The organism is Terriglobales bacterium, from assembly GCA_035487355.1.
Lineage (GTDB): Bacteria > Acidobacteriota > Terriglobia > Terriglobales > Acidobacteriaceae > QIAW01.
In genome coordinates this window covers 42,946-60,268 of the sequence record DATHMF010000043.1, presented here as the reverse complement: position 1 = coordinate 60,268, position 17,323 = coordinate 42,946, and the positions used below count along the sequence as shown (strand labels likewise).

Annotated in this window: 12 protein-coding genes; 11 read left to right on the top strand and 1 reads right to left on the bottom strand. The window is 51.9% G+C overall.

Features of this window, described 5'->3' with window-relative positions:
* Window positions 1-148: 148 nt before the first annotated feature.
* The 10 genes from VK738_09745 (at window position 149) to VK738_09700 (ending at window position 13,503) form a co-directional block, all read left to right on the top strand.
* Complete coding sequence (locus tag VK738_09745) at window positions 149-1,009, top strand: GGDEF domain-containing protein (protein HTD22924.1); 861 nt, start codon at window positions 149-151, stop codon at window positions 1,007-1,009.
* A gap of 403 nt (window positions 1,010-1,412) precedes the next feature.
* The gene (locus VK738_09740; protein ID HTD22923.1) at window positions 1,413-2,786 is read left to right on the top strand and encodes a hypothetical protein; all 1,374 of its coding nucleotides are present in this window, start codon (window positions 1,413-1,415) and stop codon (window positions 2,784-2,786) included.
* An 879-nt stretch (window positions 2,787-3,665) separates the two neighbouring features.
* Complete coding sequence (locus VK738_09735) at window positions 3,666-4,220, top strand: UpxY family transcription antiterminator (GenBank protein HTD22922.1); 555 nt, start codon at window positions 3,666-3,668, stop codon at window positions 4,218-4,220.
* A 52-nt stretch (window positions 4,221-4,272) separates the two neighbouring features.
* Entirely contained in the window at window positions 4,273-4,896 is a 624-nt protein-coding gene (locus tag VK738_09730) for a polysaccharide biosynthesis/export family protein (GenBank protein HTD22921.1), read from the top strand.
* Window positions 4,897-4,911: 15 nt separating this feature from the next.
* Entirely contained in the window at window positions 4,912-6,231 is a 1,320-nt protein-coding gene (locus VK738_09725) for a hypothetical protein (protein HTD22920.1), read from the top strand.
* A 14-nt stretch (window positions 6,232-6,245) separates the two neighbouring features.
* A complete protein-coding gene (locus VK738_09720) occupies window positions 6,246-7,850 on the top strand; it encodes an XrtA system polysaccharide chain length determinant (protein HTD22919.1) in 1,605 nt (534 codons plus the stop codon).
* Between the two features lie 3 nt (window positions 7,851-7,853).
* Window positions 7,854-8,642 (top strand): CpsD/CapB family tyrosine-protein kinase, encoded by a 789-nt coding sequence (locus tag VK738_09715; GenBank protein ID HTD22918.1) that lies wholly within the window; start codon window positions 7,854-7,856, stop codon window positions 8,640-8,642.
* A gap of 98 nt (window positions 8,643-8,740) precedes the next feature.
* On the top strand, window positions 8,741-10,732 hold the full coding sequence (asnB, locus tag VK738_09710; GenBank protein HTD22917.1) for an asparagine synthase (glutamine-hydrolyzing): 1,992 nt from the start codon (window positions 8,741-8,743) through the stop codon (window positions 10,730-10,732).
* Window positions 10,733-10,835: 103 nt separating this feature from the next.
* Complete coding sequence (locus VK738_09705; GenBank protein ID HTD22916.1) at window positions 10,836-12,080, top strand: glycosyltransferase; 1,245 nt, start codon at window positions 10,836-10,838, stop codon at window positions 12,078-12,080.
* Window positions 11,992-13,503, top strand: a complete 1,512-nt coding sequence (locus VK738_09700; protein HTD22915.1) for a UDP-glucose/GDP-mannose dehydrogenase family protein — start codon at window positions 11,992-11,994, stop codon at window positions 13,501-13,503. The genes VK738_09705 and VK738_09700 overlap by 89 nt, the downstream gene beginning before the upstream one ends.
* 26 nt (window positions 13,504-13,529) lie before the next feature.
* Here the strand turns inward: VK738_09700 and VK738_09695 are convergent, their stop codons facing one another.
* A complete protein-coding gene (locus VK738_09695; GenBank protein HTD22914.1) occupies window positions 13,530-16,055 on the bottom strand; it encodes a choice-of-anchor D domain-containing protein in 2,526 nt (841 codons plus the stop codon).
* A gap of 506 nt (window positions 16,056-16,561) precedes the next feature.
* Here VK738_09695 and VK738_09690 point away from each other — a divergent pair.
* Window positions 16,562-17,149, top strand: coding sequence for a response regulator transcription factor (locus VK738_09690; protein ID HTD22913.1), 588 nt, complete (start codon window positions 16,562-16,564; stop codon window positions 17,147-17,149).
* Window positions 17,150-17,323 lie beyond the last annotated feature (174 nt).

Genomic DNA, 17,323 nt, shown 5'->3' with positions numbered 1-17,323 from the left:
TTGAATGGATTGTTATCCGGGTAGGAAGAAGACTCTCTGACAAACTTGGAGTAAAGCTCCAGATTTACAGCTGGGGCCCGGCGGCTCGTCCATTCCGGAAATGTTTGGCAAGGCTTTGCAATGATCTGGCCAGGAACTGAGGGACTCCATGGAATCGAAAACTAGCAAGCACTTTCAGGATTGGCCAAAATGGAAAGAACCACATGCACAACAGTTAGAAGCCGAAGTTCTTAGTAAGATTTTCGACCACAAAACGAACTTTGCTCTGGGGATTACGCTGCCTGATCTTTCTCGCGATATTCTCGCGTCGGATGACCTTTTAAAACCAATCCTGAACGAGGCAAACCGGGACTTAGCAGCACTTCTTAGCGGAGTCACGGCAGCCTTGGATGCCGGGGCCGGAAATGTTACTTCCATCAAATCTTCCGGCGATCTCCTGCTGCAGGCGATTCGTTGTGCGATTAAGCAGTCCATACTGCGCGAAAAACTTGGGGGTATTGCACTCACCGACGAACTAACAGGTTTGTATAACCGCCGTGGCTTTCTGGCCCTTGCAGAACGACAGTTAAAACTCGCTCGCCGGTCCGGATACGGATTGCTGCTGTTTTTTGGTGACGTGGACGGCATGAAGCGTATCAATGACGCTTGGGGCCATGCGGAAGGCGACATGGCGTTGGTGCGTACCGGCAAAATTTTGTCACAGACGTTTCGTGACTCTGATGTGGTTGCTCGTTTCGGCGGAGACGAGTTTGCGGCCCTGGCAATCGAGGCATCCGATCACGGCGAGGCTGCCATTACTGCCCGACTGCTGGAAAACTCAAAGAAACTCAATGCGAAAGAAGCGCGTTATAAACTCTCATTTAGCTTTGGAATGGCACGTTTGAATCCCCGAAGCAAAACATCGATTCGGCAGCTTTTGGTCCAGGCAGACCGTGCCATGTATGAGCAAAAACAGCATAGATCGTTGCTAGCGCAGCCTATTTCGTCCAGACCACTACAAGCCAGATAGGGAGATAGCGCTGACATGGTCAACAGGGATGGACGACGGGAAAAACGGATGCGTTTTGAAGCTTCAGTCACGCTTATTCGAGCGCAAGAGCCGGGCGTGAGTGAGAGTGCTCTAACCCAGAACGTAAGCCCAATGGGTACACGTGTGTTGGTAAAAAGCTCTATGGCTCCTGACCAACTTCTCTACCTGACCTCCCCTACAGTTGGGGTTCGGGCTTCTGTTCGTGTAATTTATTGCCAGCCATTAGCCAATGGCCAATTCGCCGTAGGATTGAGAGTGCAGGGACATCCAGTCAATTGGGCGGGCTTTCCTTGAAACATGACAAGCAAGCCCCGCGATTTCAAAGGAAGGGCCACTTGCCAAAGATGAGCTTACGTCAATAAAGTTTTGCCTGAGAGTGAAGATGAAGGCCATTGATTACTACCCCGCCGCCCTGGTCCTCATGATTTCGCTCTTACATTGTGTTGCTCTAACTGGCTGCACGAAGTCTTCGCGTAACGCTAATGATCCAGCAATCATCAAAAATGCTACCGACCAGGTTATGGCCGAAGACAAAATTATATCCTTACAGTGCGGAGCCAAGGACGACGGATTGCCCCACATTCCGCCGAGCTTTAACACCTTCGTTCCACCTGGTCAGGGAAATAGCTATAGTGACCCGCAGTATGGCTGCACCATTACTCGGCTGACGAACAGCAAGTCAGAATTTAATTTAGCTGTACACCATCAATACGCCACGATCAGCGCAATGAATCAAAACGACACACGGATTATGCTGATAACCGAGTGGGGCCAAGGCGTCATTGTGGATACGGCGGGGCACATTGTAGTCGGTCCGCATGATTTCCCCGCAATCAACAGCGGCAATGTGCCATGGGCCAGGGATTCCGCGGACGTGTTCTATTACACGAACAAAAATACTCTCTACCAAGGGAAGATTTCAGGCAGTACCGTAAACAGTACAGCTTTACACACGTTTGCCGGCTATTCCAATGTGATGATCCCTGACCAGGAAGACCTGTCTGAGGATGGTGACCATCTCTGGATCGTAAGTGGAACCCATGCCTTCTTATATTCAATCAGTACCGGCGCAACCGGCGTCGCGGTGAATGTTGGCATGAAGGAGACCGATTGCGGCTGGCACAAGATCCAGATCACACCCTCAAACAAGATGCTGATCACCTGGACCTGCAACGGTGCAGCCGCCGGTCAGGGGCAGGAGATCTACAGCACCGACGGCACTTTATATTGGCACATGTTTAACAGCAGCCTTCACACGGATGTGGGCAAAGATTTAACGGGCAACGAGGTTGCAGTTGTGGGCCGGATCCCCGATACCTATAGAGACGCTTGCCCCAGCGGAGGAGGGGCAGACACAATCAGGGTAGATTCGCCGCACATAGTCTCCTGCCTGGTTGACATAAACTGGGCATCAGCTCACATCAGCTACCGGGATAGTTCCCAGGGGTGGGTGGCGATATCGTTTTTTGATCAAGGAACCTGTCCACATTATTCCTGTTTCGATCCGCAACACCTTGCCCCCGACTGGCAATCCTCATGGCGCCATTTTTATGAGGAACTCGTTTTCGTGAAGATTGATGGTTCTGCAGTCTTTCGGCTGGCGCACCACCGTTCCCGGTCGGCCGAGTCTTACTGGGCCGAGAGCCGCGCGGCCATCAGCCGCGACGGCCACTATGTGGTATTCGACAGCAACATGAACATCGGTAACACAGGTTTATCCGATTATGCCGATGTCTACCTGATCAAAGTGCAATAATCGCCGGGAATGCCCGTAAATGCTCGTATCCGGATTGCACCGGCGATACTGCATATCTTCAATTCTTATACCTTTAGCCTGCGCACAGAAAACGGTATCAATGCGGCATCAAAAGCTTCATTTTTTGGTAACGGTAAGTCATCATTGAAGAGCGGGTGAGCGTGAATCGAGTGCGCTCAAAGCCAGCATTCCAGAATACAGGTGCCCGTGGGCTCTTTGAAAACTCTAACGACAGTTTGCTGCCGCTTGCCGGAAGCCAATCCTTTCGTTTGTCGAAGTTTACAGTAAAGAAATATCTGAGCACTACTCGAACCACGATCGGCCATCTCCGTATGTCATTGAATTATAGTGATTTATCAATGCTTGGACTACTCCAAGTAATGGGGGGTGGGGGAGTAATACCTTGCAAACGGAGCCCCCACATCCTGCAGACTTGCGCCGCCTCGCTGGGGCTCTTCGCTGCGTCTCCTGGCGCTGGAGATACAGCAAGAACTTAAAAGGTATAGCTGACCCATAATTCGGAAATCTTTCCGAAATGGCGAAACATCCATTTCCACTTTACGTAGTTCTCCTGATCCGAAATGCAGGGTTTTTCTGTACTGCTTCTTCCAAGAAGGAGCATGAACGACTAGCGCTTAAGAGTAAAAAGTTATCCATAGGAACCCGCATTTCACTTTGGAGGATTCCCCGGTCTGGAATGCAGGGGTTCGCTCGTTTCCTGCTTTACGTCTTCATGCTATCTTCTGGCCTGTCATTTGGGAAAGAGCTGCAAATGTGACTCAGAGGGCGGAGCTGTGAGTAGCACCTGCATTTTTCGAAGAAAGAAACCAAAACATAGCACCCGAAAGATTCAACTGGGATAGATTCGAAGGTGAAGCGATGAGTAGCGCCACTCAGACTTTGACTTATGACACTGACACGATACGAAATGAAGCCATTGAACAACCTCACTGGTACGCAGTTCAGACTCGTTCCAGACATGAAAAGAGAGTAGCCGCAGAACTGCAGGAAAAAGGTATTACCACTTACTTGCCGCTGCTGACGCAAGTGCACCGGTGGAGCGATCGGCGCAAGGTGGTTCAGGTCCCGCTGTTCTCCTGTTATGCGTTTTTTTATGCAGCTCTTGTGCCGCAGGTGCATTCAGCAGTCATTCGAATCGGAGGGGTATTGAGCCTCGTGGGGTCGCACAATCAGGGCATTCCGATCCCTGACAGTCAGATTGAAAATATTCGAACCTTGTTGGCCCGTAACGTCGCGCTCACGCCCTACCCGTTTCTTAAAGTCGGTCAGCGAGTTCGCGTTCGGGGAGGAGTTCTGGACGGTATTGAAGGCTTTCTGGTCACCAATGGAGGCCAGCGCCTGGTGATCTCCGTCGAGAGCATCCACCACTCACTCTCCATCAATGTTGAAGGTCATGATGTCGAACCGGTTTAAGAAAGGCACGACGGTATCGGGCCACTCGAAGGGCGCCAACATGAGATCGCACATGAAATTAGCACATCTGATCTTGGCAGTGCTGATTGCCACCGGGATCAACGCCCCGGCATCAGATCAGGCGAAGTCCAAAGTTTCGGACCAAACCAATTCTCAAACCCCGGCCCCGGTCGAAGCAGAAGTGCAACCAGACGGGTATGTAATCGGCGAGGACGATGTGCTCGCAGTGAATGTTTGGAAAGAGCCGGAGATCTCGCGGAGTGTTCCCGTGCGGCCGGATGGCAAAATATCATTACCGCTGATCGGCGATTTACGCGCCAGCGGCCGCACCCCGGTTCAATTGCAAGATGACATCAAGCGGCAGTTGCTTAACTATCTATCGGACCCCGAAGTTAGCGTTATCGTGCAGGAAGCCAAAAGCCAGAAATTTAATATCCTGGGCGAAGTAGAGCGGCCAGGTTCTTACGTACTCAGCCGGTCCATGACGGTACTCGACGCTATTGCCCTGGCCGGTGGCTTTCGGGATTTTGCAAAGACCAGCAAGGTTTATGTCCTCAGGGTGAACGCTGACGGCTCGCGTGCGTGTATTCCATTCAATTACAAGGAAGTCATCCGAGGGCGCAAGCTCTCTCAAAACGTGGAACTTGAAACACACGACACAGTCGTGGTTCCATAAAAGGAATTTAGGACTGTGACAGTCCGATGGCATTTTGGATGTGTGTTCGTTTTGCTGTTTGCTGTGATTGACCCATCAGCCCAAACAGCCCGACCACCGGGGCTGCCCGGTGAGTTGTTCCCGCCAACGCTTGAAGCTGAAGCCCCCAAGACCGATCTGCTGGTGACAGGACTTCGAATTGCCAACGACTTCGACGATAACGCCCTGGATGACAACCATCACAAACAGCCCAACGTTGTGACGGTCATAGAGCCTCACCTGGGCTGGAACCTATCGCATCCTCGATTGGAGTGGAGCCTGGACTACAGCCCGGGTTTTTCCATCAGTCGCCCGTTGCAAAATTATGATTCACGCTCGCACCTGCTCGATACAGTACTGCGGTTAAGGCTGACCAAACGGTTTGAAATCAGCCTCCGTAACAGTTTTCTAACAAGCAAGAATCCCTTTGATCGTCTGCGCCAGTCCGAACTTATGCCGGGTTTCGGCATCCTTGATCGCCCCAGCGATTCCATCCTAGCGCCGACGGCCCGAAGAACCAGCGATCAAGCAGGCTTGGACTTAACCTACGCCTTAGACCGGCACACTATCATCGGCGCAAGCGGCTCGTTCTTCAGTGTCAAGTACAGTTCAGCGGCAGGAACACAGTTACCCCTCCAATTTTTAGAGGACACGAGTTCGATGAATGGACATGCTTTCTATTCTCATCATCTAACGCCCAGTACCTGGGTTGGCTTCGACTACAACGTGCAGAGGCTGATTGTTAGAAGCAGTCAATCACGAGCGCTTGTACAAAGTGTTTTCTATACTGACACCGTTTCGTTCACGCCAAACATAACGGTCTCAGTTTTTGCTGGTCCTGAGCGCTCAGCCACCCACGACGACTTTCCTCTTTTGGTTCTGCCGCTGGAAGGCGAACGTATATCGCGGTCAAACTGGCATTGGGCGGGGGGAGCGACTTACAACTGGAGTGGGGCACACACGGGCATAGTTGCGAGCATATACAGGAAGATCGGCGATGGGGGTGGAGTGTTGGGAGTGGCGAAACTCTCGGGCGCCACGCTAGAATTTCGCCGGCAACTCGCGCGACAGTGGACTGTGGATTTGTTGGCCTCGTATGAAGATAACAAAGCGCTCTCTGGGACTTCTCGAGCACTCACCTACGTTTCGGCCACTGGCGGGTTGACCCGCATGTTGAGTCAGAGCACGTCCCTTGAATTTCGGTATTGGCGAGTACACCTGTCTAGCAATAGCGCTCAAGTGGGGACTTATTTAGCTGATCACAACCGCGTCTCTATGTCGTTGATATACGACCTCAAGCATCCGCTGGGAAGATAAATTAAGGAGATAAAGTGGATCATCATTATCAGGCGAAACCTTCGCGAACATTGGAAGATTACTGGGCGATAGCGCGCCGCCGGCGGTGGTGGCTCATCCTTCCTTTATTCCTGGGTTGGGCATTCGTGGTTGTAGCCGGCCGATTTATTCCCCCGAAGTACCGCTCCGAGACTGTCATCATCGTCGAACAGCAGGGAGTTTCGGAGCGCTACGTACTTGCTAACGTTGCCGTGGATGTTCAGCAGTGGTTGCAGAGCATGACCCAACAAATCCTGAGCCGAACAAGACTGCAAGAAATCATCGGCCATTTCCATCTCTACGGGGAAGATAAGGGACCGGTGGATTCGGACGCCTTGGTAGAGAGGATGCGGCGCGACATCAAAATTGATCTGGTTCAAGCTCCGGGGCGTCCGGGAGAACTATCGGCATTCAAAATCTCTTATTCCGCACCCAGTCCGACGCTGGCCCAGCAGGTCACGAATGAACTGACATCGTTGTTTATTGACGAAAACCTGCGTGACCGGCAGCGCTTGTCGGAAAATACGACCCAATTCCTTGCAAGCCAATTGGAGGATGCCCGGCGTGATTTGACCCAACAAGAAGAGCGCCTTCGCGACTTTAAATCCAAAAATTTGGGAGAATTGCCGGAGCAGTGGCAAAGCACTGAACAAATACTCTCAGGGCTGCAGACCCGTTTGCAGTCCGCAGAAGAGGCGCTCGACGAGGCCAATCAACAAGAGCTCTACTTGGAATCACTGATTCCGCAATATCAAAGCCTGCGGGGCCAAATTGGGAATCAAGATAGTGAAGTGGTCAGTCCGGCAGCTCTGGAAGAGCAGCTTGACAGGCTTAATGCTGAACTCGCTGATCTCAGCACGCGTTACACGGCAAATCACCCTGATGTACGGCGAGTCAAAGAAAAAATTGCAGCCACAGAAAAGTTGAAAAAGCAGCTAGAGACGCAGGCTCAATCTCACGAACCAGCGAAGCCTATTGACGGCAATCGGAGTGTAAGTGATCCGGCGGAGCCTCGAACTTCCTCTTCAATGTTGCCGATTGATGGCCAGCTTAGGGCGAATAAGGTCAAAATTGCGCATCGCGAGCAGGAAGTAAGAAAGCTGGAAAACCAGATCGAGGAGTACCAAAGCCGCCTGAATTTGATGCCTGTAAGAGAGCAACAATTGGCAGACATCACTCGGGACCACGAGCAATCACGCACCAATTATGAATCGCTTTTGGCCAAGAAGACCCAGTCGGAAATGGCCACTAACCTTGAGAAACATCAACAGGGGGAATTATTCAGCATTATTGATCCTCCCAATCTTCCGCTGAAGCCTTATTGGCCCGACCGATTCAAATTGAGCCTGTTGGGTCTGGCTATGGGAGCGTTCCTGGCGCTTGGGATCACCGCTTTGCTTGAGACTCTCGACCCACGCATCTGTCGCGATGAAGACCTGCGCGATCTGGTGACTGCACCTATTCTGGCGAGGATCCCCGTTCTGCAAACAGCGAATGAACAAAGAAAGCTGCTCTGGCATCGCCGGCTGGAAGCGATAGCCGGCTTGGCACTCATAGCCGTTATTCCAGCAATTACTTTGTTCGCTTACTACCGAGGTTGATCAATGGATAGAAACTTTTATGGTTTGACCCGCAATTCGACAGCAGCATATTCACGGGTGACGCAAGACATGGATAGCGATCTGGAAGGACTGAATCCGCTCCCTGAGTTTTCTGTCGCTGTGCCTCCAAATCCTCGTCTGGTGGCCATGATGGAGAAAGAAGGTGTGGGTGCTGAAAAGTTCCGAATGCTGGCCGCCCGTCTAGAGTATTTGCGGAAGCAACGGCAACTCAAGAAACTTGTGATTACCAGCACCCTCAAGGGCGAGGGGAAAAGTGTGATCTCAGCCAACTTGGCCCTCACTTTGGCTCGACGCCAAAGAACACTACTCATTGACGGTGATTTACGCCAGTCAGGATTAAGAGATCTTTTCGGAAATCACGATCTGCTTGGTCTTACCGACTGGTGGGAGGAGGCCGCAGACATCACAGACTTTCTACGGCGCGTCAATGAATTCCCGCTTTGGTACTTGCCACCCGGCGAAGCCACGGGAGAACCACTCGAGATTTTACAGTCTCAGCGAATGTCGGAAATGCTGACTCAAGTCGCGGAATGGTTCGAGTGGGTCATTATTGATTCGCCCCCGCTGGCGGCAGTAGCAGATCCCAATGTTTGGGCCACTCAGGCAGACGGCACACTGTTGGTCGTCGAACAAGCAAAGACACCTAAGAAGCTGCTGGGAAAAACCTTGGAAGGCATTGAGAATTTGAAAGTGATCGGCGTCGTGGTGAATGGATCTCAAGATACGAGTCATCAGTATTACGGGCAGTACTACAAGAATCCCCGAAAATAGCAGAGCAAAGGCTGTGCGCTTCGCGTTTATTGAACGGACTGCGTAGATATGTCTCAAACCGCTGATCACATCTTCTGCAAAACAAACAGCGAGGGTCTATGTGTGGAATAGCCGGTATTGTTGGCGCCCAGCATGACTATTTGGCCGATGCTGCAGACGTTCGCCGTATGTGCGGAACAATTGTGCACCGCGGGCCAGATGATGAAGGGATTTACGTATCGGGCCGCGTTGGACTGGGCATGCGACGATTGAGTATCATTGATTTATCCACCGGCCACCAACCCATCCACAACGAAGACCGGACCATCTGGGTAGTATTCAACGGCGAAATCTATAATTTCCCGGAATTGCGCCCGCAACTGGAAGCTCGCGGCCACCGTTTTTATACGAACTCCGATACGGAGGTGATTGTTCACTTATATGAAGACTACGGGGCCGATTGCGTGCACAGCTTGCGTGGAATGTTTGCATTTGCACTCTGGGATGAAAAACAGCAGCGCCTGTTGCTTGCACGTGATCGCTTTGGCAAGAAGCCGCTACATTACGGGCTAAGCGAAGGGCGGCTGCTGTTTGGCTCTGAAATCAAGGCGTTGCTGGCTGGCGCTCCCGAACTTGTTGACCTTAATCCGCAAGGATTGCTCAACTTTTTCTACTTTGGCTATATCCCAGATCCTCTGACTGCTTTTACTCAAATCCAGAAGCTGCCTCCAGGGCATCTGCTTGAATTTGCTGACGGCGAAATCAGAGTGCGCCAGTATTGGAACTTACCCGCTTATGGCACCTATGAGCCCAAATCGGAAGAGCAATGCCTGGAAGAACTCGAGCATCGGCTCAATGAGGCAGTGCGGATTCGTCTGATGAGCGATGTGCCTCTGGGCGCATTGCTCAGTGGAGGCGTGGATTCTTCAACTGTCGTCGCCATGATGGCCCGCGCGAGTTCGCGCAGAGTCAAGACATTTTCGATTGGCTTTTCCAGTCAGGACTTCAACGAAGCAGACCATGCCCGCACGGTCGCGCGACACTTTGACACCGAACACCATGAATTGTTTGTCGAGCCCAATATCGAACAGACTCTTAATGAGTTAACGCGCTTGCTTGAAGAGCCCTTTGGTGATTCTTCAATCGTCCCTACTTATCACGTTTGCCGCATGGCCCGGCAGCATGTGACCGTCGCCCTGGCGGGAGACGGTGGTGACGAACTTTTTGCAGGCTATGACCGCTATGAGTCCTATCTTCGACGCAGGCGGCTTGGCGTCTTTCCTCCGGGGATGGGCCGTTGGTACCGCAATCGCATTCATCCGCTAGTTCCTACCGGATGGCTCGGTCGCAGGTTCCTGTTCAACCTTTCTCTACCGCTGCGTGATCGTTATTTGGATGAGGTCTCTTTGCTGCCGGCCTGTGTTCGGGAGCGGTCTCTTTTTACGGAGGATTTTATGGATTGGGCTGATACTCAAGTATCGCCATACGATCGCTTCCGACATTATCTGGAAGAAAGACCTGCGTCTGATCCACAGAGTGAAGTCCTTTATCTTGATGCGAAGACCTACTTGCCTGCGGATATTTTGACCAAAGTGGACCGCATGAGTATGGCGACGTCTTTGGAAGTGCGGGCTCCGCTGCTGGACCATTGCTTTGCCGAATGGGCTGCACAATTGTCACCACGCTGGAAGATACGTCTTGGCCAATCGAAATACATTCTCAAAAAACTGGCAGAGCGGCTTGGGGTTCCTCGTGACGTTCTGTATCGCCGGAAACAAGGTTTTTCAATGCCGCTTGTGCATTGGTTCCGGCAGAAACACCAACCAGGTCTCATGGATATTCTGCTCGAACCTAAGACGCTGCAGCGTGGGTATTTCAATGGGAACGAAATAAAACGCCGGCTGCTCGAACATCGGCAGGGAATTCGAGACCGCTCATGGGAGCTTTGGCATTTGCTTATTTTTGAACTTTGGCACCGCAATTTTCTGGAGCCTGCAACCCAGACAAGCGCGACGGCTGCTGTTTGGAACAATCAACATCTGGAACAGAAGCAGCTCCAAACTCCGGTTCTCACCCATTGTTCTACTACGCCAGCAGCCACAGCGCACTGACAACAGCCAACCATGAAGGGTTGGGCTAAGCCCGTGAAAGATTCTCTGTAGTCAGTCTTTCTGACAAAACTGTTTTAAAGCGCACCGATTTTCTAAGCAACTCATGTCCATTACATTCAGCACACGTCCAGCCGTTGTTGCTGCAGACAACGTATTAGCCTTCCCAAGGCCAGCCGATATCCGGCCGACTCTTTCGGTTTCTAAGCAGCCATTGGGTGGCGCCCGCAGACGTGTGCTTTATTTGGTTGATACATTGAACGTGGGCGGTACTGAAACGCAGATGGCGCAAGCCGCGCTTCGCCTGCACTTAGCTGGCCATCATGTGATCGTAGGCTGCCTTCGAGCAGAAGGCCCCTTGCTTGAATTCTTGCAACAGGCGGGTATTTCAATCGTCGAGTTTCGCAAGGCAAAGACGCTTTTGTCGCTCAGCGGGTTTTACCAATTGCTGCGCCTGACCATGTTTCTGCATCGGCAAAAATTTCACGTACTTCACGCGCACGATTTATGGGCAAACCTGCTAGGGGTTCCAGCCGCTTGGCTGGCGCGTACGCCGGTCATCATTTCCAGCCGTCGCTACCTGGCAGATCTGGACTGGCATAGACCTTGGCGCAATAAAGTAATTCGTATGGTCTATCGCCTCTCAACCCGCGTCGTAGTGAATTCCAGCTCTGTGCGTGAACTGCTCACGAGATCGGAGGGCTTGTCTCCAGAAAAAATTCGCGTCATTTACAACGGTGTGGACGTCGAACGATTTGCCCAGACCCGAGGAAGCAGGGAAAAATTGTTGCCGGGTATCGGGAGCCGATCCAAGCTCATCGCTGTTGTAGCCAACATGTACGGTCCGGTCAAAGGCCATACTCATGTGATCTCGGCAGCAAGCAGTGTTTGCCGCGTATTGCCGGAAACGGTTTTTCTTCTGATTGGCGACGGGCAAGAACGATCCAAATTAGAACAGCTTGTAAGAGAAGCAGGACTCGAGAAGAATGTTTTATTTCTTGGCAGTCGCAAAGACATTCCCGAATTGTTGGCGTGTTGTTATCTTTCGGTCTTACCCTCAGAGGCAGAGGCATTGCCAAATGCTCTTCTGGAAGCAATGGCGTCTGGTCTCCCCGTAGTTGCCACTTGTGTAGGCGGAGCCCGTGAAATTATCAACCATGGAATTAACGGTTTGCTGGTTCCACCGCAGAACCCTCAGGCGCTTGCTGCAGCGATTCTACGCATACTCCGAGATCCACTCCTGGCGATGAGGTTAGCGCGGGTTGGGCAAGAGCAAATGCGAACGCGTTTCGGCTTTAGCCGTCTCATTACCGAACTTGAGCAGCTCTATCAGGGTACCCCCACTTGCTAGGTCGTATCGCCCAGTTCATTTCACTATTGAAAGGGAATTATCTCTTATGAAGCGCGTTAGTGTATTCGGCTTGGGATATGTTGGTGCTGTGACTGCAGCTTGCGTGGCACACGCGGGCCACAAGGTGATCGGTATAGATGTTAATCCTGCTAAGGTCAGGATGTTGGAGTCGGGCCAGGCCCCAGTGCTGGAACCGGGACTCGATCAATTGGTTGCAGAGGGCCGCAAGGCCTGCCGATTACATGCGACGACTGACCCAATTTCTGCCGTAGACCAATCAGAAATTTCATTTCTGTGCGTGGGCACACCCAGCTTGCACAATGGCCGTTTGGATTTGAGCAGCGTTGAGCGAAGCTGTGAGGAAGTTGGTAAAGCACTGCGATTTAAAAAAGAATTCCACTGGGTTGTGCTCCGCAGTACCGTGTTACCGGGAACGGCGAAGTCCTTGGTCATTCCGACAATCGAAGCTGCCAGCCGAAAGCGTGCAGGGGCTGATTTTGCCGTATGCGCCAATCCGGAATTTACCCGTGAAGGGTGTGCAGTCTCTGATTTCTTAGATCCCGCAATTACCGTTCTGGGAGCTGACGATCCTGCTCATCTTTTTCCGTTACGGGAGCTTTATCAGGGAATCTCGGGGCAAATTTTTGAGACGTCGTTAGGTGTGGCAGAGATGGTGAAATATGCCTGCAATGCGTTCCACGCCTCGAAAGTCACTTTTGCAAATGAGATCGGAACGTTATGCCAGCAGCTTGATGTAGACGAGCGGGCGGTCATGGAGATTTTCACGTCGGATACAAGACTTAATGTGTCCACGGCCTACCTGAAGCCTGGTTTTGCCTTTGGGGGATCGTGCTTGCCGAAAGATCTTCGTGCACTCACTTACTGCGCGAAGCAACTTGACTTGAATCTGCCTTTGTTGAGAGCCATCATGTTGAGCAATCAGGCCCACCTGGAACGGGCTGTTGAAGCAGTGCTGGCGACGAAACGGAAGAAAATCGGAATTCTCGGCCTCAGTTTCAAACCCGGTACAGATGATCTGCGAGAAAGCCCTTCGGTGCAACTGATCAAACGGCTCCTCGGCGAAGGCCGACAGATTAAAATCTGGGACCGGGATGTTTCTCTTGGACGCCTCGTGGGTTCCAATCGCCAATTCATCGCAGAAGAGATTCCGCACATCGGTGCACTGCTCACCACGGATTTAGAGGAGGTAGTTAAGGGATCGGAAGTTGTCGTCATCGGGACCAAGCCCACAGACGAAATAGAAGAGATTTTGACTGCGCTCGGACCGGATCAGGTCATCATTGATCTAGGTTTTCGTCCCGGTCGTTCCGTAAATACCGATGCCAGGAACGACAAGACAGCCTCGGCCGAGGAATCTTCTTTCCAAGCCGGCCGAGGCCATCTCGAAGTTGCAGTTTCATAAGTGCGACGCCCATGACAGTAAGCTTGCTATTGGGTCTTAACCAAATATACGTCGGTGTAATTCGGTAGTCCGCTGTTTGGAATATCAAAGTTGCTGTCGAATACAACATACTTTCCATCACGACTGATGGAACCACGCGGGATCGCCCAGTAGTATTCCGATGAACGTGAGCGAGTGTGGAACAGGCGATATTTGTTCGTGTTGCCGTTATTGTTGTCAATGCGAACCAGTATGCCTTCTTCCGCGAAATGCACCCAGTTTAAAGTCCAGGAAGGATCTAGACGTGAGAGTGCTGTAGTATCGAAGCAGGAGTACGTTGGGCAGCTTCCCGACTTGAAGAAAGTTACAAAAACCCAGCCTGCGCCGGCGTTGCCATCACGGAAGCTAACTTCGGTATCTGCCCAGTTGGCATCCACCAAACATTGAGGCTTGTGCGATGACATGTTGATTATGTCAATTCCGCCATCCTGGCTTCCCGTCCAGGTAGGACAGGCACCGGCTCCGGTTATTCCTCCTCCCGTATCGGGAATGCGGGCAACAACGCATACTTCATTGCCGCTCAAATCTTTTCCGCAATCGGTGTGGATAGTATTGTCAAACATATGCCAATTGAGCGTGGAATCAGTGTTGTAAATCTCTTGGCCGGCACCAGGACCCGCACCATTGGGGCTCCAGGTCATCAGCATCCGATTCGAGGGCATGATCTGGATCTTGTGCCAACCGTTGCCGCTATCTTTGGTGCCAACGTTCATTGCGGGACCCACGGCGTTCGTGCTGATGGTGTAAAGGAACGCTTTCGTATCGCCAACCAACCAGATGTGGTCGCCATCATCGGAGATATCTTCCTGGTCGGGAATCTGAACACTCGAATACAAACCACTGAAGTTGTGGAGCAGAGTAGAGGTAACGGTGCAATTATGGGCAGAAGCGCAGCCGGGAAGTCCAGTGATATCGGCGCGCTCGATAGACGCACTCGTCGTAAAGTAGAAACGAGTGGGAATCGAGATGTCCCACGGTACTTGCTGAGCGTTATCTTGTGGCATGTTGGGGACAGGAACAATGACCGCGCCGGTGGTATCAACGATTTCCTTGCTGCCGTCCTCCAGGTTAATCATCACGTAAGCATCGTTAGCATTGATGGCGTTGACAGTACCGTAGTTATGATGCGCGGCGGTGCCAAGACGATCGCCCACGGCGTCGGTCAAACGCTCGACGGTGCATCCATACTGAGGGTCAACATACGAGGCTCCCTTGGCAGGCGGCGGAAAGGGATTGTTTCCACAGGGCAGCAGACCGCAACTGTAACTGGGGGGAAGATGAATCAGGCCATCGTCTTGCTGACCGCAGATCTTGCCAGGAGTCGGTGTTACTCCTGTCCCAGACAGGGAAACAGGGGTAGCAGAGATCGAGGCGTCGCTCACGAAGCTAATCTGACCGCTTGGACTTCCGGCGCTAGTGGGTGCAAATACCACAGTAAACGGCATACTTTGTCCTGCTGTAAGCGTCAACGGGAATGTGAGACCGTGCAAAGAATAACCGCTCCCGGTGACGGTTGCGGAAGATACGGTTACACTTCCTCCTGAAGCAGTAATCGTTCCCGGCAAAGTACCCGTAAGTCCGACGGTAACATTTCCAAAGCTAAGTGAACCCGGCGCAGCATTCAGTTGTGTAATGAAGCCTGTACCGGCCATCGAAACTAAAGGATTGTTCGAGGCATTACTGACAAAAGAAATCTGCCCGGAGACGCTGCCTGGTGACGAAGGCGCAAATTTCGCTGTGTAACTTGCGTTTTGTCCCGGAACAAGAGTCAGCGGGGCACTGATGCCGGTGACACTGAATCCGGGACCCGAAGTATTGATGATATTGATCTGCGAAATCGTTATGCTCACATTTCCAGTGTTACTCACCATCCCGGGGTTTGTGCCGTTGGTTCCATCCTTGACGTTGCCGAAGTTCTGGCTTGTTGGGCTCGCAGTGAGTTGTGCCAGTGGTGCGGCGGCGCCTGTGCCGGTCAAAGGTAAGTTATTCGGAGAACCAGAGGCATTGCTGACCAGTGATACGGAGCCTTTAACAGTACCGGTTGTTGATGGTGCAAAATGTACCGTAAATGAAGTGGTTGCTTTAGCCGCTAACGTCAATGGGAGATTGATTCCTGTTACGCTGTAAACCGCGCCGGTTACGTTTGCCTGCGAAATTGTCACACTTGTCCTGGTGTTGTTAACCACCATGACCGATTTTGCCGAGGTAGTACTCACAGCAACGCTCGCAAAATCCAGCGAAGCCGGGCTAAGAAGAAGTCGGCGCGTGCGTGCCCACGGTCTCATGGAAATGGGGGAGTTGGCAGCCGCAATACTAGTGGTGGCCACCAGGGTGCGAGAGAGACCATCGGCACTCTGGGGAGCAACAGCAACGGCCACAGCGGCGCTGAAGCCGGAAGTCGAGTTAAAAGGTAGTGATACTCCGGAAGCACGGCCAGTACTCAGGACAATTACAATCGTGGTAGTAATGGAAAGAACAAAAATAAAGTTGCGTACAAAACATGGATTTCTCAACAGACGGCCTCCCTACATTGGCCTGCTTCTTCCCCAGCTAGTACCCGGCAGTCATTGATCGCCTTTGCGAAGAAACATTGACTACGTTTTCCCAGTTGTTCTTAGTCTTCTCTTGAAGCAATAAAGTACCGGTTTCGGCTATGCCTCAGCCTATTTCGGGAATGCTAAGCATCAACAGAGTGTGTTATCGAGAGATAGTGTATTTCCGAAGAGAAGGAAAAACAGCTGGTCAAAAGCCTTAATGAAGGTCAGGTAGAACTACCTGTCCACAAATCAGGTCTGATTCGGGTAAAAGTAGCTGCTGCTCGACCTATTATCCAAGGCATTACGCCCAACTTTTATCAGGAGGTCTTCCTACGATTAGAAAATATACTGTGCTATCGTTCCATTGAAATGTAGTTTGCCTTTTCTCGGCAAAATCCATGGTGCATCGAGCTGCTCGACAACATAGCTTGAAGGTATGCCTGCTATCGTGGCACCCACTGGTGCTTGGGGAATTCCAACGATTGCTCGCCAAATCCGGGGTTCATCTCAAGACCTATCAACTAGGCCCCCTCGGTGCGACAGAACCGGAGCAAGCACATATTCCGCGGGCAAAAGTATATGTGATTGATGCTCATGCCCCGCGCCCTGCCGCTGAGTCGCTCGTGGCAGCGATTCAGAGACGCTATCCCGAATCGCACTTGCTCGTTGTGGTGGAAAAGTTCGACGAAAACAATGCGTTCGCACTTTTGGCCCTTGGAGTCAAAGGACTATTGCGCTACGCAGACGCCCACGATCAGTTGCCGCGTGCGCTGCAAGCAGTAGCGACGGGAGGCTTCTGGGTGCCCCGGGCGCTGCTCTCGAGTTTTGTAGATTCGATCGTTCGCGCCGGTCACAAAAAACAAACCTCAAACTGGTCTGCACAACTAAGCGCACGCGAGACGCAAGTGCTGGACCGGATGCTCGAGAATTTGTCAAACAAGGAGATCGCCGCCAAACTGGATATCTCCGAGCGCACAGTGAAATTCCATGTTTCTAACGTTCTGACAAAATTCGGCGTTGGCCGCCGCGCCGATCTCATCTTGCTCTGGTATCAGCAACAACGCAGCTAACTGACCCTCTGGATTCTGCGTATCTCAATATGCGCTTAGCCAAAATTGAAGAAGAAGCAGGCCGGCTTCGCAACGACTCGCGGCTCCTCGCTTTGAATACAACTGGGAACTACCCAGATCGCATGATCGAAAGGTGCTCGCGACCGAAGATTCTCCAAGTTGGTAACTATCCAC